A 4717-nucleotide genomic window follows, 5' to 3' on the forward strand; every position below is an offset into this window, starting at 1 on the left:
GTGTTCGAGCACCTCTTCAAGGAGCGCGGATACTTCACCGACCTGGACAATTGGTACGGCCCCGGCGGGAACGTGCATTCCCTGCTCATCGACACAACGATCGACAAACTCGCCATAATCAATTCGGTGCAGAACTTGGCCGAGATCCCCTCTGGATCGAACGCGAACTTGACGTTCGCGTTCGACACCTTCATCTCTCTGACGGCGATCGCCTTGGCGGCGACGGTGCCCCCGCCCTTCGGAGCCATTGTCGGAGGCCTCATAAACCTGAGCTGGAGGCTCTACAACACCGCCACCGGTGGGGCGAACGGCACCCTGAACACCACCTTCGCCACACTGGACGACGACCTCAGCACCACCTTCGACGCCCTCGAGAAGCAGCGGGAAGACACCCAGAACGCCATCGCCAGCAACTGGGGCAAGCTCAAGACCTTCGCGGGGCTGATTTCTACAGGCACGCTCGTCTGGCCGGAAGACACCTCCCAGGTGGTGGCCACTGCCAAAAAGCAGTTCGAGATCTCCGTCTGGAAGACCGTCGCGAACGCCAACTGGCGCATCACGGGCACTGGGAGCTACGGCAGAAGTTTAGATGACGAGGTAGAGGACGCGCGCTTACGCCTACTAAACTCCCCGTGGGATTACATCACCCTGGCCTATGCCTGGGTCTATATGAACGATTATCCAAAAGGGTGGCAACCGGGGTTTTTGAACGACCATTGTTATCTATACAAAGCCCCGTCGGACTTAGTTGCCAAGCGCCTGTTCGACGACCTGGGCATAGACATGACGGACTTTTATCTCAGCAGAAACGGCTGGGCCATCCCGGGCAATTTGGGCTGAGAAATGGTGACCACGTAGTGCTCTAAAGCGTATCAAGGACAAAACGATGAACACCGAAGGAGTTACCTGGTGGATATGAAACTCTCGAGCTTACCGTGCGCCATCATCCCTGTGGTTGTCGGGTTGATGCTAGCGTCCTCTTTGGCATACGCACAAAACGAGGTGACACCCCAGCAGGTGCAGACGGCCGTCAGTAGCCTGGATAAGCTCGCGGCGCAGGCCGTGGGGGAGGGTCAGGTGCCGGGCCTCGCCATCGCCGTTGTTCATAACGATCAGGTGGTCTACCTCAAGGGCTTCGGCGTTCGGGAAGTGGGTATGCCTGAGGCGGTGGACGCCGACACCGTCTTCCAGCTCGCCTCGATGTCCAAGCCCATTGCCTCGACGGTCGTCGCCGCTATTGTGAGCAGCGGCGCCGCCTCCTGGGATGACCCCGTCATCGTGCACGACCCCGAATTCCGCCTCAAGGACTCATGGGTCACGGGCCAGGTGACGATCCGCGACTTCTTCGCCCACCGCAGCGGCCTGCCCGGCAATGCGGGCGAGGACCTCGAGGGCGTGGGCTACGAACGGGACGAGATCCTGCGCCGCCTGCGCTACGTCGAGCCGGCCAGCAGCCTGCGCTCGAGCTACGCCTACTCCAACATCGGCATGACCGAAGGGGCGATAGCCGCCGCCAAGGCGGTCGGCAAGTCGTGGGAGGCGGCGGCCGCCGAACTGCTCTACCGGCCGCTCGGGATGAGCTCCACGAGCTCTCGCTTCGTGGATTACGCCGCTGCCACGAACCGCGCCCTCCCTCATGTGAAAGAGGGCAACGGCTGGGCGGCCCGGTTCACCCGCCAGCCCGACGCTCAGTCCCCGTCGGCCGGGGTGAGCTCCAGCGTGCGCGACCTGACCCAGTGGATGCGCCTGCAACTGGGTGAAGGCATGCTGGGCACCAGGCAGGTGATCGGGGCCGCCGCCCTGGCCGATACGCACCGCCCTCAGATTGCCAAGGGCGCGAATTGGGTGACCGAGGCCCCTACCTTCTACGGGCTGGGCTGGGACGTGGAATACGATCAGGGGGGGCTGGAGTTCTGGAGTCATGCGGGCGCCTTCGACCGCGGCGCCCGCACCTTCGTCAGCCTGCTCCCGCCCGAGGGGCTCGGCATCGTCGTCCTGTCAAACGCCTTTCCCACCGGGGTGCCGGAGGGGCTGGTCGCCAGCTTCTACGACCTGGCGTTGAACGGGAAGCTGAGCCGCGACTGGGTCTCCTTGTGGAACACCGCCTACCAGACGCGGTGGGACAGCGTCACCGCCGGCGGGAACGTATACGCCCGCCCGCCGGCCCAGCCGTCGCCCGCCATGCCGCTAAGCGCCTATGTCGGCACCTACAGCAACGACTATGTCGGCGAGCTCGAGGTGGCGATCGGGGACGGGGGCCTCATCCTGCGAATGGGTCCCCAGAAAAAGATTTTTATCCTTCGGCACTTCGACCGCGACACGTTCACCTATGCCCAGGAGCGCGAGTCACTCGCGCCCCTGGAGGGCTTGACCTTCACAATAGGCCCCGACCGTCAGGCGCAACGGGTCGCGCTCGAGGACCTGACGGGCGACGGGCGGTGGACCTTCACCCGCGTCTCGCCCCCCAGATGATGGAGGCTAGGCGCAAGAACGGGCGCGAGAAGAAGACGAAGCGCTCCGGGGAGCTGGAGCGGTCGTTGCGGATCGTCTCGTCGGGAAGGGAAGCGCCTATGCTCCGGTTTTCGTCCTTGATCCTCGGCCTTGTGCTGATCCTGCCGCTCAGTGTGCCGACGCCGGTCAGGGCCCAAGCCGCCACCCCGGTGCCCGCTTCGCCGGTCGCGGCGGGCGGAGATTTCGCCGGCCTCGTGGACATCGGCGGCCGGCGGCTGTACTTGGAGTGCCAAGGTGAGGGAAGTCCTACCGTGGTGCTGGAGGCCGGCTATCGCTCCCCCGCCACCGTCTGGAGCGACGACCTCGTCCAACCGGAGATGCCCCGCACGATGGTCTTCCAGGACGTCGCCGCCTTCACGCGCGTCTGTATATACGAGCGGCCGGGGGCGGGGTCCGTGATCGAGGATGTCCTCCATCCCAGCCGCAGCGACCCCGTCCCCCAGCCCCGCACCGCCAAGAGCGTCGTCGCCGACCTGCACGCCCTCCTGCGCGCGGCGGGCGTCCCTGGGCCGTATGTCCTGGTCGGCCACTCGCTCGGCGGCATGTTCGTCCGGCTCTACGCCGCGACCTACCCGAGCGAGGTGGCCGGGCTGGTGCTCGTCGACGCCTGGTACGAAGGTCTCCAGGACCAGTTGACGCCCGCGCAGTGGGCGGCCTACGTCCGCCTCAATTCGGAGGTGCCGCTGGAGCTGGCAGGCTATCGCGATTACGAGACGCTCGACTTCGCCGCCGCCTCGGCGGTGATGCGCGAGGCGGCCGCCGCCCGACCACTCGCCTCGATACCGCTGGCCGTCCTTTCCAAGGGACAGTCCTTCGGCATCCCGGCCGAGGGGCTCGGCTTTGACCCGGACGCGCTCGACCGGGCATGGGCGCGGGCACAGGAGCAGCTCGCCACGCTCATACCGGGCGCCCACTACATGGTCGCCACCGAAAGCGCGCACTATGTTCAGCTCCAGCAGCCGGAGCTGGTGATCGACGCCATCCGCCAGGTGGTGACGGCGGTGCGCGACCCGGCTTCGTGGTCGCTTGCGGCGGCCGGTGGTGACGTCGCCGACCGGGCGAGTGACGAGATCATCTACGACCTCCGAGGCGGCGAGCGCTTCCTCGCAGCCTCGACCACATTGGATTTAGATACCAGCGCTCAGAAGGAGGAATGATGAACGTCTCGATACAGTGCAACATCACCCCTGTGGTTTTCGGGTTAATCTTAGCTTCCCCATTTGTCTACGCACAAAACGAGGTGACGCTCGAGCAGGTGCAAGCTGCCTTGCCGAGACTCGAGCAGTTCGCCGAAGAGGCGCTGCGAGAGACCGGCGTCCCCGGTTTATCCATCGCCGTGGTCTACCAGGACGAGGTGGTCTACCTCAAAGGCTTCGGTGTGCGTGAGGCGGGTAAAAGCGAACGTGTTACGGAAAACACGGTCTTTCAGCTTGCTTCGATGTCCAAGCCGGTTGGCTCTACCGTCATCGCGGCTTTAGTGAGCGACGGCGTGGTCGCTTGGGACGACCGCATCGTTGACCTCAACCCCGAGTTTCAAATGTTTGACCCGTGGGTCACGAACCATGTAACGGTCCGCGACCTTTACGCCCACCGCAGCGGCCTTCCCGGCGACGCGGGCAATGACCTCGAGCGGCTCGGCTATGAACAGGACGAGATTCTGCGCCGCTTGCGCTATCTGGAGCCTGGGGGCGACTTTCGCGCGAGCTACGCCTACAGCAACTTCGGCATGACCGCAGGCGCGGTGGCCGCCGCCAAGGCCGCAGGCAAAACGTGGGAAGAGGTTTCCGAAGAGATTTTGTATAGACCGCTGGGCATGAGCAGCACCAGTTCGCGCTATGAGGACTTCGCCGCGCAAGAGAACCGCGCGCACCTGCATATCCTGGTGGACGGCGAGTGGACGCCCAAACTCACCCGCGACGCCGACGCGCAGTCACCCGCAGGCGGGGCAAGTTCAAGTGCTCGGGACTTAGCGCAGTGGGTACGGCTCCAGCTCGGAGACGGTACCTTCGAGGGCGAGCAGGTAGTCAGCGAAGACGCGCTGGCACAGACGCATCAGCCCCTCATCTTTAGCGGTGCGCACCCAATAACGGCCAAGCCCACGTTCTACGGCTTGGGGTGGACTGTGGGCTATGACGACGCTGGTCGGCTGCGTTTAGGCCATGCAGGAGCCTTCTCGGTAGGTGCGCGCACCGTCGTCAACCTCATT

4 protein-coding genes are annotated in these 4717 nt (G+C 64.5%); all 4 read left to right on the forward strand.

Features of this window, described 5'->3' with window-relative positions:
- Positions 1-840: hypothetical protein (locus tag M3498_08255; GenBank protein MDQ3459273.1), on the forward strand; the 840-nt coding region annotated here is incomplete at its 5' end.
- Between the two features lie 141 nt (positions 841-981).
- Positions 982-2472: a serine hydrolase gene (locus M3498_08260; protein MDQ3459274.1), complete on the forward strand. Its 1491-nt coding sequence runs from the start codon at positions 982-984 to the stop codon at positions 2470-2472.
- 116 nt (positions 2473-2588) lie between these two features.
- Positions 2589-3668 (forward strand): alpha/beta hydrolase, encoded by a 1080-nt coding sequence (locus M3498_08265; GenBank protein MDQ3459275.1) that lies wholly within the window; start codon positions 2589-2591, stop codon positions 3666-3668.
- The coding region (locus M3498_08270) for a beta-lactamase family protein (GenBank protein MDQ3459276.1) at positions 3668-4717 on the forward strand (1050 nt) is incomplete at its 3' end. The genes M3498_08265 and M3498_08270, both read left to right, overlap by 1 nt.

The sequence above is a fragment of the Deinococcota bacterium genome (assembly GCA_030858465.1).
In the GTDB taxonomy this organism is placed as follows: domain Bacteria; phylum Deinococcota; class Deinococci; order Deinococcales; family Trueperaceae; genus JALZLY01.